The organism is Streptosporangium heterodermiicola, assembly GCF_051390675.1.
Classification (GTDB): domain Bacteria; phylum Actinomycetota; class Actinomycetes; order Streptosporangiales; family Streptosporangiaceae; genus Streptosporangium.
Window position 1 is genome coordinate 73790 of the sequence record NZ_JBPJSR010000006.1, and the last position, 12145, is coordinate 85934.

25 protein-coding genes are annotated in these 12145 nt (G+C 69.2%); 14 read left to right on the forward strand and 11 right to left on the reverse strand.

The annotated features are described in order from the left end of the window. Positions 1-185: 185 nt before the first annotated feature. A complete protein-coding gene (locus tag ACSC1Q_RS14815) occupies positions 186-806 on the reverse strand; it encodes an ArsR/SmtB family transcription factor (protein WP_436759275.1) in 621 nt (206 codons plus the stop codon). A gap of 118 nt (positions 807-924) precedes the next feature. Between ACSC1Q_RS14815 and ACSC1Q_RS14820 the strand changes: the two genes are divergently transcribed. Together ACSC1Q_RS14820 and ACSC1Q_RS14825 are read left to right on the forward strand one after the other, a co-directional pair. Then, positions 925-2208, forward strand: coding sequence for an MFS transporter (locus tag ACSC1Q_RS14820; protein ID WP_436759276.1), 1284 nt, complete (start codon positions 925-927; stop codon positions 2206-2208). Between the two features lie 478 nt (positions 2209-2686). After that, positions 2687-3085: a murein hydrolase activator EnvC family protein gene (locus ACSC1Q_RS14825; protein ID WP_436759277.1), complete on the forward strand. Its 399-nt coding sequence runs from the start codon at positions 2687-2689 to the stop codon at positions 3083-3085. 266 nt (positions 3086-3351) lie between these two features. Here the strand turns inward: ACSC1Q_RS14825 and ACSC1Q_RS14830 are convergent, their stop codons facing one another. From ACSC1Q_RS14830 to ACSC1Q_RS14840, 3 genes are all read right to left on the reverse strand, one after another. Further along, on the reverse strand, positions 3352-4056 hold the full coding sequence (locus tag ACSC1Q_RS14830) for a DNA-processing protein DprA (RefSeq protein WP_436759607.1): 705 nt from the start codon (positions 4054-4056) through the stop codon (positions 3352-3354). 222 nt (positions 4057-4278) lie between these two features. Continuing rightward, positions 4279-4728: a GntR family transcriptional regulator gene (locus ACSC1Q_RS14835; RefSeq protein ID WP_436759278.1), complete on the reverse strand. Its 450-nt coding sequence runs from the start codon at positions 4726-4728 to the stop codon at positions 4279-4281. A gap of 230 nt (positions 4729-4958) precedes the next feature. Beyond that, complete coding sequence (locus ACSC1Q_RS14840; RefSeq protein WP_436759608.1) at positions 4959-5201, reverse strand: GntR family transcriptional regulator; 243 nt, start codon at positions 5199-5201, stop codon at positions 4959-4961. A gap of 98 nt (positions 5202-5299) precedes the next feature. On the opposite strand from ACSC1Q_RS14840, the gene ACSC1Q_RS14845 reads away from it, so the two are divergent. Beyond that, positions 5300-5503 carry a hypothetical protein gene (locus tag ACSC1Q_RS14845; RefSeq protein WP_436759279.1) on the forward strand — a complete coding sequence of 68 codons (204 nt, stop codon included), beginning with the start codon at positions 5300-5302 and terminating at the stop codon, positions 5501-5503. Between the two features lie 136 nt (positions 5504-5639). Here ACSC1Q_RS14845 and ACSC1Q_RS14850 read toward each other — a convergent pair whose 3' ends face one another. The 7 genes from ACSC1Q_RS14850 to ACSC1Q_RS14880 all read right to left on the reverse strand — a co-directional run bounded on the left by ACSC1Q_RS14850 (position 5640) and on the right by ACSC1Q_RS14880 (position 9175). Next, complete coding sequence (locus ACSC1Q_RS14850; protein ID WP_436759280.1) at positions 5640-5780, reverse strand: hypothetical protein; 141 nt, start codon at positions 5778-5780, stop codon at positions 5640-5642. Between the two features lie 29 nt (positions 5781-5809). Next, complete coding sequence (locus tag ACSC1Q_RS14855) at positions 5810-6061, reverse strand: hypothetical protein (RefSeq protein ID WP_436759281.1); 252 nt, start codon at positions 6059-6061, stop codon at positions 5810-5812. Then, a complete protein-coding gene (locus ACSC1Q_RS14860) occupies positions 6058-6342 on the reverse strand; it encodes a DUF6247 family protein (protein WP_436759282.1) in 285 nt (94 codons plus the stop codon). Before ACSC1Q_RS14860 ends, ACSC1Q_RS14855 begins: the two co-directional genes overlap by 4 nt. 78 nt (positions 6343-6420) lie before the next feature. Continuing rightward, positions 6421-6663, reverse strand: a complete 243-nt coding sequence (locus tag ACSC1Q_RS14865) for a hypothetical protein (protein ID WP_436759283.1) — start codon at positions 6661-6663, stop codon at positions 6421-6423. Positions 6664-6708: 45 nt separating this feature from the next. Beyond that, positions 6709-7023, reverse strand: a complete 315-nt coding sequence (locus tag ACSC1Q_RS14870; RefSeq protein WP_436759284.1) for a hypothetical protein — start codon at positions 7021-7023, stop codon at positions 6709-6711. A gap of 120 nt (positions 7024-7143) precedes the next feature. Further along, on the reverse strand, positions 7144-8199 hold the full coding sequence (locus ACSC1Q_RS14875) for a helix-turn-helix domain-containing protein (protein ID WP_436759285.1): 1056 nt from the start codon (positions 8197-8199) through the stop codon (positions 7144-7146). 226 nt (positions 8200-8425) lie between these two features. Then, complete coding sequence (locus tag ACSC1Q_RS14880; RefSeq protein WP_436759286.1) at positions 8426-9175, reverse strand: GntR family transcriptional regulator; 750 nt, start codon at positions 9173-9175, stop codon at positions 8426-8428. Between the two features lie 209 nt (positions 9176-9384). Between ACSC1Q_RS14880 and ACSC1Q_RS14885 the strand changes: the two genes are divergently transcribed. The 11 genes from ACSC1Q_RS14885 (at position 9385) to ACSC1Q_RS14935 (ending at position 12127) form a co-directional block, all read left to right on the forward strand. Beyond that, complete coding sequence (locus ACSC1Q_RS14885; protein ID WP_436759287.1) at positions 9385-9639, forward strand: helix-turn-helix domain-containing protein; 255 nt, start codon at positions 9385-9387, stop codon at positions 9637-9639. 30 nt (positions 9640-9669) lie between these two features. After that, positions 9670-9897: a hypothetical protein gene (locus ACSC1Q_RS14890; protein ID WP_436759288.1), complete on the forward strand. Its 228-nt coding sequence runs from the start codon at positions 9670-9672 to the stop codon at positions 9895-9897. Next, complete coding sequence (locus ACSC1Q_RS14895) at positions 9894-10037, forward strand: hypothetical protein (protein WP_436759289.1); 144 nt, start codon at positions 9894-9896, stop codon at positions 10035-10037. Before ACSC1Q_RS14890 ends, ACSC1Q_RS14895 begins: the two co-directional genes overlap by 4 nt. Next, positions 10034-10171 carry a hypothetical protein gene (locus ACSC1Q_RS14900; RefSeq protein WP_436759290.1) on the forward strand — a complete coding sequence of 46 codons (138 nt, stop codon included), beginning with the start codon at positions 10034-10036 and terminating at the stop codon, positions 10169-10171. Before ACSC1Q_RS14895 ends, ACSC1Q_RS14900 begins: the two co-directional genes overlap by 4 nt. A gap of 112 nt (positions 10172-10283) precedes the next feature. After that, positions 10284-10493: a hypothetical protein gene (locus ACSC1Q_RS14905; protein ID WP_436759291.1), complete on the forward strand. Its 210-nt coding sequence runs from the start codon at positions 10284-10286 to the stop codon at positions 10491-10493. Next, positions 10490-10630: a hypothetical protein gene (locus ACSC1Q_RS14910; RefSeq protein WP_436759292.1), complete on the forward strand. Its 141-nt coding sequence runs from the start codon at positions 10490-10492 to the stop codon at positions 10628-10630. The genes ACSC1Q_RS14905 and ACSC1Q_RS14910 overlap by 4 nt, the downstream gene beginning before the upstream one ends. After that, entirely contained in the window at positions 10627-10917 is a 291-nt protein-coding gene (locus ACSC1Q_RS14915) for a hypothetical protein (RefSeq protein ID WP_436759293.1), read from the forward strand. The genes ACSC1Q_RS14910 and ACSC1Q_RS14915 overlap by 4 nt, the downstream gene beginning before the upstream one ends. A 123-nt stretch (positions 10918-11040) precedes the next feature. Beyond that, complete coding sequence (locus ACSC1Q_RS14920) at positions 11041-11247, forward strand: hypothetical protein (protein WP_436759294.1); 207 nt, start codon at positions 11041-11043, stop codon at positions 11245-11247. A gap of 76 nt (positions 11248-11323) precedes the next feature. Next, positions 11324-11479 carry a hypothetical protein gene (locus ACSC1Q_RS14925; protein WP_436759295.1) on the forward strand — a complete coding sequence of 52 codons (156 nt, stop codon included), beginning with the start codon at positions 11324-11326 and terminating at the stop codon, positions 11477-11479. Positions 11480-11565: 86 nt separating this feature from the next. Then, complete coding sequence (locus ACSC1Q_RS14930) at positions 11566-11865, forward strand: HU family DNA-binding protein (RefSeq protein WP_436759296.1); 300 nt, start codon at positions 11566-11568, stop codon at positions 11863-11865. Between the two features lie 76 nt (positions 11866-11941). Beyond that, positions 11942-12127 carry a hypothetical protein gene (locus tag ACSC1Q_RS14935; protein ID WP_436759297.1) on the forward strand — a complete coding sequence of 62 codons (186 nt, stop codon included), beginning with the start codon at positions 11942-11944 and terminating at the stop codon, positions 12125-12127. The last annotated feature ends 18 nt before the right edge of the window (positions 12128-12145 follow it).

A 12145-nucleotide genomic window follows, 5' to 3' on the forward strand; every position in this document is an offset into this window, starting at 1 on the left:
CTCGGTTGGACGCGACAGCCTGCGGCTGTCGCCCTGATGCCCCGAACAGGATCCAGCCGGGCTCTCGCCCGGACCGAGGGACCCCGGTTCTTGACGGGGCATGCGAAGTCGGCCCATGACTCACAGGCCTCCAAAAGTGTACCCGCAACCGCGCCTCTTCCCGACCTTCGGGCGTCAGGCGGCCCTTACACGTCGCGTGGAAGGCCGTGCGGCCGGCGCCGGGCACGGGGGAAGAGACTGACCTGGGCCTCGGAGACCCGGGCCCCGGGCGGGGCGTCCTCCCGGTCCCTCACGGTGGTCTTGTAGGGGGCGAGCAGCTCGTCGATCCGCTCGTTCAGCGCCCTCAGCTCCTCGGCGTCGACCAGCAGGATGGCGCGGTTGAACATCGCGGCCTCGCGCCACTCGCGTGACTCCCGCTCAAGGCTCTCCAGCGCCCTGTTCGCCTCGTCCGCCGCCTGTTCCCGGAACGCCTTGATCAGGAATTCCTTGGCGCCGCGCACGTCCGGGCCGTCGTCGGGATCGGGGCTGACGCTGATACCCCCAGAGCTGGAGCGCCACACCCGCTCCCTGCCGTCACCGCGGCCGTCACCGCGTACGGGCGCGTCCTCGACGAAGCCGTACTTGGCGAGCATGCGCAGGTGGTAGCTGGCCGCGCTGGGCGTGACCCCGACGACCTCGGCGACCTCGGTCGCGGTGCAGGGCCCCTCGGCCTGGAGCCGGTTCAGGATCGCGAGCCGCGCCGGGTGCGCCAGCGCGCGCATCGCCGTGGGATCGGTGAGGGCCTTGCGCCTCGGTACCTCGGTCATGTGCAGACCGTACCCACTCCACATATGAAGCATTGCCTTCATAACTGTGAAGGGTTATCTTCATAGTTGTGAAGCGTTCCCTTCAGAATCGCCGGAAGCCGGAAAGGTACCGATCCCTATGACTCCCGGGTCCCCCGCGATCAAGCCGGTGCCTCTCAGGAGGCAGCGTGACTACCGGTTCCTGCTCTCCGCCCGCGCCGTCACCGAGACCGGCACCGAGGTCTCCCGGCTCGCGGTACCGCTGACCGCCGCCGTCCTGCTCGGCGCCTCCCCGACCGAGATGGGCGTGCTCACCGCCGCGACCTCGCTGCCCTACCTGCTGATCGGACTCCAGGCGGGGGCCCTCGCCGACCGGCTGAGACGGCACCGGCCGGTCATGGTCGCCTGCGACACGGTCTCGGCCCTCGCCATGGCCACGATCCCGGCGGCCTGGATCACCGGGCTGCTCGGCGTGCCGTGGCTGGTCGCGGTGGCGTTCGTCGTCGGCACCTGCTCGGTGATCTTCCGGGCGGTCAACTTCCCGCACCTGGCCACGGTGATCCACGAGAGCCAGCGGACCGAGGCGCTCGCGGGCTTCCAGTCGGCCTTCGCCGTGGCGACGGTCGCGGGACCCGGCCTGGCCGGACTGCTCGTCCAGCTGATCACGGCCCCGTTCGCGATCCTGGTCGACGCGCTGTCGTTCCTGGCCTCGGCGTTCCTGATCAGGTCGATCGAGGCGCCGGAGAACCACACACCCGCCGCTCCGCGCGGCATGTGGACCGAGATCCGCGAGGGTCTGGGCACGGTGGCCGGGCACCCGGTCCTCCGCGCGCTCTGCGCCGCCGGGGTCACGATCAACTTCTTCGGCAGCGTCTACATGGCGTTGTTCGTGCTCTACGCGCTCACCGTGGTCGGCCTGCCCGCGGGGCTGATCGGCGCCATCACCGCCTGCTTCGGCGTCGGCGGCCTGCTCGGCGCGGCCGTCGTCCCGCGCCTGACCCGGCGGTTCGGCGAGAACCGGGTGCTGGCCTGCTCGGCGCTGCTCTTCCCCGTCGACTTCGTGGTCGCCGCGCTCGCCTCGGGGCCGGTGTGGCGCAGCTTCCTCCTCCTCGCCGCCAGCGCGGTGATCTCCGGTGTGGCCGTCGTGGCCTTCGCCGTCTGCATGGGCGCCATCACCCTGCGCGAGACCCCCGCCGAGCTACGCGGCCGGGTCAACGCCACGCAGTCGTTCATGGTCCAGGGCGTCCTCACCCTCGGCGGTCTCGCGGGCGGCCTGGCGGGCGAGCTGCTCGGGCTGCGCCCGGTGTTCTGGATCTCGGCGGCCGGGGTCCTGACCACGATCGTATGGATCTGGCTCTCCCCCCTGCGCCACTCCTCCCTCCCCGTCCCCGAGACCCCTGACGCCCCAGCCCACACCGGATGACCCCGGCCGCTTGTCCGCTTATCCACAGAACTCCATTCGGCCCGTACCCGCCCCGTCACGAGTCCTCATGCTCACGGGCATGAAGACCGCCCACACCGTGGGGCTGCGAGCCCTGTTGTGTTCACTGATCCTGGCCACACCGGCGGCAGCGGGCGCCCGTCACGCGCCCGCCCTCGCGCACCCCACCGGCACAACCGGCCGCGCACACGACTCTCACGGCTCTCACGGCTCTCACGGCTCTCACGGCGTAACGACTCCCGCGACCATCCCCACGTCCACCCGCGCCGATGCGCACGCCCCGGTGAGGACGACGCGTCCGGCCGAGGCACCGGCCCCCTCCTCCCCACGGAATCCGGCCAAAGAAGCTCACCGGAACCGGAACCCGGCTGCAGCGCTCGCTCCCTCCCCTGACCGGAATCCGACCGAAGCACTCGCTCCCTCCGCTCGCTGGGAATGGCCACTCGCCGGGCGGCCACGGGTGCTCAGGGGCTTCGCGCCACCGGCGCAGCCGTGGCTGGCCGGTCACCGGGGCACCGACCTCTCCGCGTCTCCCGGAGCCGAGGTGCGCGCCGCGGGAGCGGGAAGGGTCGGTTACGCCGGGCCGCTCGCTGATCGAAGCGTGGTGACCGTGCTCCACCCCGGCGGCCTGCGGACGACCTACCTGCCCGTCCAGCCCTCGGTGCGGCGCGGGCAGGCGGTGGCCATCGGCGAGGTGATCGGCACCCTCCAGGACGTCCCCGGGCACTGTCCCGTCGCCTGCCTGCACTGGGGCCTGCTCCGCGACCGCGCCTATCTCGATCCCCTGCTCCTCCTGGGCCACGGCCAGGTCCGCCTCCTCCCGCTGTGGTCCGCTCCGTCCTCGCGACCCGCTCAATGAATGGCTCACTCTGCCCCGTGAACCGATCGACCCCTGTGCACCCGTCCTGATCGCGAGCCCACTTCGTGGGCCGCTCCGCGTCCTTGGCCGTATTCCCGGCTGCGTTCTCGGCATTCCCGGTTGCGTTCTCGGCCGCGTCTTCGGCTGAATTCTCGGCCTGAGCTGCTTCGAATCCTTGGCTGCCTCCTCGGCTTGGGCCGTTTCCCATCCTTGGAATCAACTTCCTGGGCTCAACCGGCGGGAGTTCCCTACAACCCGAAGACGAGCTATCCACCGGGAGGGCGGTCTCGGCGGAGGCGCCAGCCCTGGGAGACACGTTCGACGTAGCCCGCGGCCGCCAGACCACCGAGGCAGGAGAGCACGCTCTCCAGGCTGACGCCCGCCGCGACGGCTATCGTCGCGGGGCCCACACCGATCCGGGTGGGCATGGCCTCGACGACCTTCCGGGTCTCCGGGTCGAGCCGGTCGCGGGGAAGCACCGGGCCACGTGGCTCGGGGGCCAGATCGGTGCCCATCGTGCCGACGAGTTCGATCACCTCCTCGGGACCGGTGACGCAGATGGCCCTGCCCTGGCGGATCAGCCGATGGCACCCCGCCGAGAACTCCGAGGTCACCGGGCCGGGCATCGCGGCCAGATGACGGTTGAGCGCGATCGCGTGCCCGGCGGTGTTGAGTGCCCCGCTGCGCACGGCCGCCTCGACGACCACGGTGCCCCTGGACAGGGCCGCGATGATGCGGTTTCTGATGAGAAACCTCGGCCGGGTCGGGTGTGCCCCCATTGGACACTCGCTGACCAGCACCCCTCGCGCCCGGATCGCGGCGAACAGCTGCTGGTGCGCGCTGGGGTAGGCGACATCGGCGCCACAGGCGAGCACGGCGACGGTCGGCCCCTCGCAGGCGAGCGCACCCCGGTGGGCGGCTCCGTCGATGCCGTAGGCGCCACCGGATGGTGGCGTTACTGGTTGGGGTATGACTGTTAACGGTTCGACGAGCCTAGACGCTCAGGTGATGACATGCTGCAGCGACACGGCTACTATTCGAGTTTCCGTGTGATCGCTGCACGTGGCGAGGGAGGGCAGCCGCACCGCTGCAGTCCACCACCGAGGCGGGACGCGGGCAGCGGTGCGGCCCTCACGGGCGGGCCACCCCGACAGGCGTATTGCCGGGGTGGCCCTGCTCATGAAGACGCCCGATCAGCCCTTGGCGGCCTCGCCGGCGTCCTGGTCGGCGATCGGCGCAACCGCAAGCCGGACCCGGTCCGCGGGAATCACCTCCGGCTCCCCGCCAGGATGCTCAACGACGAACACCGGCACCCCTGGTGGAAGGTTCCAACGGTCTCGCTCTTCGGGCGTCGGCATGCGTGAGGTGACGTATCCGCCCGGCGGCAACATCATGACCTGCACCTCCCGGTCGCTGCGCACGCGTGTCCCTGAGCCCCTCTGCGTGACCACCAGGCCCTCGTGGCGCAGGATGTTCAGCGCGTCCCTGACGGTGTCGCGGCCGACGTCATGAATTTGGCCGAGGCGCCCCTCGCTGGGGAGCTTCTCCCCGGGACCATACTCGCCGCGCTCGATCGCGTCTCGGAGGAGGGCTGCTAGCCGCTCGTAGACGGATTCGGGCGGGGACTGATCGATCACGATCATGAAGGCTAGGGGCAGTCTGAGCCGCTTCGAGTTGTGGCCCTAGGGCCACAACTTGGGATGTGATCAAGGTGTCGTATAAGCGATTCTTCGCTCAGACCTGGCATTACGTGCGGATGCGGCACGCGCCGGGCAGGAAGTAGGGCATTCCGCCTTGAGCGCGTTCGTCGTGGCGGTCAGACGTACGAGAGCCCCGGCCCGGAGCAACCAGGTCGGGGCTTTCGCGGCTTACGCTACTCGTCGGCCGACGGCGGGGCGACGAACGTGCCGATGCCGCGCACCGAGTAGGCGACACCCTGCTCGCGCAACTTGGTCAGGACCTTCTGAGCGGTGTTCGGCACGATCTCGAACTCGCGCACCAGCTCATGCTGCGACGGGAGCCGGCCGTCCACCGGGTAGGTGCCGTCGGCGATCCGCTGCTTGAGGACCTCGGCCACCTGGACCCACTTCGGCGCGTTCTCCCGCCACTCGATCATCACATGCTGACCGTATGAACCATGGGTGAGCGCGGACACTCACGGATAGGCAAGGTTACGCATGGTCAAGCATGGGCTACCTCGCTTAGGCTGACCCCATGGAGCCGATCCCTCACTCCGCGTACGACGAGATGGTGGTTGCCGCCCGGCGGGCGATGAGCCGTGGCGATGTCGCCAGCTTCGAACTCTCCCCGGCCGCGCTCCAACTCGCCACTGAGATGGGCATCGACCCGGCCGTGGTGAGGACGCATTTCCTGCTGCTCGTCTACCGGGAGACGCTCACCGGACGCCCCCGCCTCTGAAGCTTCCGCTGGACGTGCGCGTGCCCGGCGTCACCCGGGATCCAGCGGGGTGGCGACCCCACCTCGGAGGGTGGTGGGGTTGCTGAACACAGGAAGGGCCCCCGCCGGCGCGGCGGGGGCCCTTCTCGTGGAGCTGCTACGGGTTGACGCCTTCCAGTCGTGCGACGACGCGGGCGAGAAGGTCACGGATCTCGACCTGGCCGGCCTTCAACTCGGCCAGGTCGCGGAGCATCGCGTCGCAATGCTGGTCGATCCGGGCGTACACATTCTCAGGCATACGCCCGGCGATGCCGCGTCCGTGGCCGGTCATCCCACCCAGATGATGTCCACCACCCGCACCACCTCGACCGAGTCCAGGATCAGGAACGTCACGAACCCGCGCCCGCCGCCGAAGTCCGCGCGCCGCACCTGCGGGTCGCCGGTGCCCATCGTGGTCAGCGGGTCGTACGGGTTCTCGCACACGTCGGCCATGACGGCGGCCAGGGCGCCGAGCGCGCCGGTGGGGAACCCGCCGAGTTGGCTGAGTGCCCGCTCCGACAGGTCGGGGCGGAACGTCACCGGCGGCCCAGTTCGGCGGCGAGCGCCTCCCCCAGCGGCACACCAGGGCCGGTCTTCGCCGCCTCGATCGCCTCGTAGTAGCCCGGCCGGTTCGCGGCGACCACGACGAGGCTCCACTGGTGCAGCAGCCGACCCAGATCCCGGTAGCAGGCCATGTCGTCGCGGGCCGCCTCGAGAGCCTGGCGGTACTGGCTCAGGAACTCCGGGCGTTCCCGCTCGGGCAGGCCCCGCAGGATGGTTTGCGGGTCGCGCGAGTCGTCTTCGACGGGCTGAGCGCTCATGGGGCCACGGTACCCCCCCCGGGGGCGGGCTGTTGCTGGCCGAACACGAAGGCCCCCACCGTGCGGTGGGGGCCTCACTCAATCCTCGACCTCGGTGATCGCGACCACATCGTATTGATCCGGGTTGCTGGGCGGGTCATCAGTCCACATCCGCACCAACACGCGGAGCCCTTTGCGGGGCTTGAACACCGTGATGGTCGGATCGACAGAGTCTTCTTCCCAGCGGAATTCGCCTTTCATTGACGACTTGTCTTCGATTGCTTCGAGAAGTTTTTCGATGAGCCGCCGGTCTTCCGGTGTGGCTCCGGCTTTCCACTTCACGACTGTTGTCTCAGTGTTCTCAGTAATCCGGAGCCTGCGCAATAGCTACTCCCGTAGTCGCTTGACCAGGTCGGCGACGTCCCTCAGGTCTTCGGCGGGGCTGGGCTCGGTCTGCGCGTCGAGGATCGCCTGCCGGGTCGCTGGGTCGCCGTGGAGGAGGATCGTTGTTTTCACACTTTCCGCGAGCCGTGCCATGTGGTCAATATCACCACTGCGCTTGAAAGCAGTAGCCGCACGGTAAACCGACCTGAATATCTCCCGCTGCTCGTGCGGTTTGAGGCTGTCATAAACTTCCATCGCTTTGACGACTTGAGGGTCATCGAGAGGGATTCCTCCGGGGCGGAGGTTGATATCGGCCATTACGTTGAGCTCCTTCGTTCTGTTTCGTCTGTCACGGTAGGGGGTGGGGTGGTGTCCGTCTGGGGGTGCGCCGAAACGGCATGCCGGGGTAGCGGGAGGTTTACTCCTCGGCGAGGGGCGTCACCTCCCCCCGGGCCGCGCCGGGCTGGCTCCGACCCGGGAGCGGGCGTAGGCGATCGCTTTCTCCCGGTCGGTCAACTCCTCGTCACGCGGGGCTGGGGCGACTGGGCGGCGGGCCTGGGCGAGCACGATATGGAGCGGCGGCGGGATCGGTGTGGCTGGCGGCGTAGCGGCTCCTCCACCAGCTCGCAGGTCAGCCAGCCGTTGGCGGAAGTCGGCGTCTCCGGTGTTGCTCAGCAGCCAAGGACCCGGCGTACGGATACCCGCTTGGCGTGCGGCGGCGACAATGCGAACGAACTCGCTGGCGGTCGCAGTCGTGGCCCACATGACCTTCGCGGCCAAGTCGGGCGGGACTCCGGGGACGTTCGGCACCTCAACCGAATCCTGTCCTTGATGATCCTCTTCTCTCTCCTCGACACCCCCGCCACCACCGCCCGCGTCGGGAGGAGAGTCAGGAAGGACTTCAGTAAGAGAGTCGGGTCCACGCCGTGGACCGGTTCCCGTCCATGTCATGGACCGGTTTGTGTCCACGGCATGGACCGGTACCTCTGGTGGACCGGTTTGCCCGTCAGCGCCGTCTACCTGCGACGTTGCATCCATGTCCGCGCCGCGAGCTGATTCGGGGGCGCCGCCAGACCAGTCCACCTCGTGGACCGGTTTCGTGATGAACCGCCCCTTGCCGTCCCGGCCGCGCCCCGTGGTCGAAGAGGATGATGCGGCGGACTCGTCGGGCGCCTGGAGCCGGTAGACGCGGATCTGCTTATGCCCAGGCCGCGCCCCGATGTCGACCAGCCATCCCTTGTCGATGGCTCCGTTCCGCGCCAGGATGACCGCCCCTTTGGACATGCCGGTGCGCTCCATGAGGCGCGCCGTGGTGACCCACGCACGGTCTACCGGCCGTCCGGCGTCGTGGGCATGGTCGGCGTAGCACAAGCAGACGAGGCGCTCGTTCGGACCCAGGCGCTTCGACTCCCACACGGCGTCGGTGTAGAGCTGGCCGGGCGTGGGAGCCCTCCTGCTCGCGGCGCCGTCGGCGGGCGGCGATGCGTCCGTCATCAGGTGTCCGCGCTTGAGTATGTGAATATGCGTGCGCGAAGGCGCGACGGTATCGTGCCCATCGGGTCCTCTCCTGGCTTCGACAGGGGTGGATCAAGGGCCTGTTCCGGTGTTGACGCACCGGGCAGGCCCGAGTCATATACAGAGACCGTATCTCCCCAGGGGGAGATACGGTCCGCATGCTACCTGTCGCCAGACCGGCAGGTCACCCCGCCGTCGCCCAAGGTCAGTCCATCGGCACGTCGTAGACGAACCGGTGCCATGAGCCGTCGAACAGGAATTTCGTCACCTCGACAGGCTGGTCTCCGGCGTGGATAACCCGCGTCAGTTCGACCACTGGTGTCCCTGGTAGCAGCGCGAGGGCCTCCTTTTCGGCCGGGGTCGGCATGCGCGCCACGAGCACCTCCTGCGCATGCGTCAGGGGCGTACCGAGGACGGCGGCGAGTTCCGCGTGCACACTCGGGATCTCCTCCATGCGGGCGATCCGCGACCCCTGCACCTGGTCGGCGACGAAAAACGAATCTGCTGTCTGGGCCGGGTCGCCATCGAGGGTGATGAGGTGCTGTCGACAGACCAGCAGCGTTCCCGCCTCCACTCTCAGATGTTCGGCGATGTCGGCCGGAGCCGGAAGCGTTTCAACAGCCAGCAGGTTGCGCCCCCGCTGGATGCCCTGGGATTCCGTCTCGGCCTGCGTCGGCGAGGTCCCGGCTGGCCGCTGCGAGCTCAGATGCCGCTTCGTGCCGTTCCGGAGATACCGCTTGAACCTGCGGACAAAGACGCCCTGGCCGTGCTTGCTGACGATCAGGCCCGCGACCTCCAGCAGCTTCCGTGCGTCCTTGAGGATGTTTTTGCTTTTCGTGCCGTACTGGGCCATGAGCTGGGTCTCGGATGGCAGACGCGCGTCCGGCGGAAATTCCCCTGCTTCGATACGTCGCCGCAGATCTTCGGCGATCTGCCGGGCGCTCACTTCTGCCACGTTTCACCCCTTTTCCTGGTCCGCGTCTCGGTTTCGTGATCCCCAGCGTAGGGCGAGTCCCCTTGGGGAGTCGACATTGCCCCTGTGAACATCCGCTCACCGACTTGACAACTCCCCCTGGGGAGTTGCATGGTTCTTTCAGGTCCCCAGGGGGAGTTTCCTGGGTCGCCTGGTCCCCGCTAGTCCTATGTCCGATTTGGAGGTGTTTTGTGAGCGCCGCCCCGGCCACCCGCCAGAAGCTGTCGATGAAAGTCCCCGAGGTCGCCGAACTGTTCGACGTCGACCCCGAGACGGTCAGGGTCTGGTTCCGCGAGGGCAAGCTCAAGGGCCGCCGGAACCCGGGTGGACGAACGCTCGTCTTCAACCGGGCCTACGTCGAGGCGATCCACGCCGCCGAGCCCGACTTCGCCGCCCAGAACACGAACGAGCCCGTTCGGTGTGCCACCACCGAACGGGCTCTCTGATCCCCACACCTGCCGTACAGGAGGAGAACCGTGCTGCTTCACCTTACCCCCGGCCTCAGCGACGCCGAGGCCGGGTTCCTCACCGGATACGTGTCCGCCATCAACACCGCCAGCGACCTCATCGAACTCGCCGGAGCCGACGTCAGCTGGTGGATGACCGCCAGCCGCAACGTCCTCACCACCGACGAACTCGCCGAACTCGCCCAGACGGCCGCCGACATCCTCGCCCGCCGCAACCGTCCGGCGGTGGCGGCATGAAAACCGCGCAGATCATCCAGGCCAGCGCGCAGATCGCCGACACCATCGACACCCTCACCCGGGCCATGGCCCGCCCCGACACCCGCGTCATCACCGGCGCCTGCACCTGCCCGACCTGCACGAAAGGCGGCAAGCGATGACCTTCGACGAGCAGCAGATCGCCCGCCAGCTCGGCGTCACCATCGACCACCTCGACCAGCTGCGGGCCGAGGTCGGCGCGATCATCCTGCGCGACGCCGAGACCCAGCGTGAGCGGAAGGCGGCCACGCGATGAGCCTCCCGCCACACACCCCGGCCAAACCGCTCTACGGCTCGACCCGCGCCACCAACGCGCAGGACGCCCGCCAGCCGCTCCAGACCAGCAAGCCGCCGAAGGGAGGCAAGTGATGGCCCGCTTCACGTTCGACACGCCGTCCGGCCCCCGCACCGTCCACGCCGCTGACGCGGCCACCGCCCGCGCCTACCTGGAGAGCCAGCTCCACCACCCCGACCCCAACGGGACCGGTGGCCAGCCGTACACCTCCGCCCAGCTCACGAAGCTCCGCCGGGAGCGGGAAGCCCGCGCCGCCCTCCTCACCCTCAAGGCCGAGCAGTGACGCCGGCCGAGCGGCTCGCCGCCACCCTCACCGCCCTCAACCAGCTCGACTCCGCCATGGCGGACCCCAAGCCCGCACCCCGCCCCCGGCACGACGACCCCGCCCGCACCCAGCCGCCCAGGAGGACGACGCGATGACCAGCCTCGCTTCCGTCATCCGCACCGCCCGGACCGTTGCCCGCACCAAGACCACTCCGTACACCGGGGCGCACCTCCGCTACCTCGCATGGGTGCTCGTCCCGCTCACGCTGCTGGCCTGGAAGCTGGGCGCGACCGCTGCCGTGGCGGCCCTCCTCGCATCCGGGATGGCCTACACGGCTGGCACGTACGCGGGACTGTCCCACGCCTGGAAGGAGGAGGCGCCCTACACGGTCGAGCTGGAGGACGGCGCAGAGCCGCCCGGCTGCCACTGCTTCGATCGTTGACCCACCAGCCGACCAGCAGACCCCTGGGTGCGAGTCCCAGGCGGGCACGCAGGAGCACCCGCTCCAGCACCACCGCGAGAAGGAGAGATCGACATGGGTCTGTTCGGGCCGAGCAAGCGAGAAATGAAGGCCCTTGGACGCCGGGAGGCGTCCCGGTTCGAGGACATGGCGCACGAGCAGGACGAGGCCGCCCGCGACCACGACCGCTTGGCCGCCGCGTTCGAGCGGACCGGCGACCACAGGCAGGCGGCGCACGACCGCAAGGCCGCAGCCGACGCTCGCGGGGCGGCGGGCCGCTTGCGCCGAGACGCCCGGGACCTGAGGCGCTGACGTTGCGGGTGCCGCCCGGCCCACCCGCCGGACGGCGTCCGGAGCAGCAGCTCCACACCACCACGAAGGAGACCACATGGGTTGGCTCAGCAAAAAAAGCCCCGAGGAGAAGCGCGACCAGGAGCAGAAGAAAATCCGCCGCACCAACCAGGGAGGCGACAAGTACGGCCTGCGTGAGCAGCGCAGGGGCGAGGAACGCGCCGCCCTGTACCGGCGCAGCCGAGGCTTCTGACCTGATGTTGCGGATCGCGCCCAACCCAGGCTGGGCGCGCGTCCGGAGCACCAGCTCCACCACCGAACGAAACGAAGGAGAACACCGTGAACAAGACCGAGCTGATCGCCGCCATCGCCGAGCACGCCGACCTCCCCAAGACCACCGTCGCCAAGGTCCTCGACGCCGCCCTCGACGTCATCCCCCTCGCCGTCGCCGCTGGCGAGAAGGTCACCCTCCCCGGGTTCGGCGTGTTCGACGCCGCCGAGCGTGCGGCCCGCACCGCGAAGAACCCGGCCACCGGGCAGCCCGTCCAGGTCCCGGCCAAGCAGGCACCCCGCTTCAAGGCGGGCGCCGCGTTCAAGGACCTCGTCAAGCAGAGCAAGTCGCCCGCGCTCAGCAGCTGATGTTGCGGGTCCCCGCCCGACCAGGTGCGGGCGGGGCGCCCGGAGCAGCAGCTCCCACGACACGAAGGAGCACGACATGAGCCGGATCAGCCGGGCCGACAGGGCGAAGCTCTCCACCCTCAACCACGACGAAGCCACCCAGTGGGCGGCGAAGCAGATCAAGAACGGCGCATCCAGGGCGGAGCTCAGGGACATCGCCCGCGCCGAGAACCGGAGGCAGGACGGCAACTGGGGCGTCGTCGACGCCCTGCGGAACGCCTGACCTACAGCCGGTCCCGGG